This is a genomic window from Pseudomonas sp. SDO5271_S396 (assembly GCF_054071795.1).
Map to the genome: position 1 here is coordinate 1 of NZ_JBSVWB010000122.1, position 420 is coordinate 420.

The window sequence follows — 420 nt, forward strand, 5'->3', positions numbered from 1 at the left end:
GCGATCAACCGCTGCCGCTGTCCTATGCCCAGGAACGCCAGTGGTTCCTCTGGCAACTGGATCCGGACAGTGCGGCCTACCATGTGCCGAGCGCCTTGCGCCTTAAAGGGCACCTGGATCGAGACGCCTTGCAACGCAGTTTCGATGCGCTGGTGGCGCGCCACGAGAGCCTGCGCACGCACCTGCACCAGGATGGCGAGCGCGCGGCGCAGGTCATTGCCGCGACGGCGCAGATCAACATGGCATTCATCGACGTCAGCGAAGCCTCGTTGCGCAGCCAGGTGGAAGCCCGGATCGCCGAGCCCTTCGATCTGACCCGCGGGCCGCTGCTGCGCGTCAGCCTGCTGCGCGTGGCCGAGGATGACCATGTGTTGGTGCTGGTGCAGCACCATATCGTTTCCGATGGCTGGTCGATGCAGG

General features: G+C 65.5%; 1 protein-coding gene. It reads left to right on the forward strand.

Annotation, left to right across the window (positions count from 1 at the left end; all coding sequences use genetic code 11):
* Nucleotides 1-420: condensation domain-containing protein (locus ACW9IN_RS30115; protein ID WP_457369244.1), on the forward strand; the 420-nt coding region annotated here is incomplete at both ends.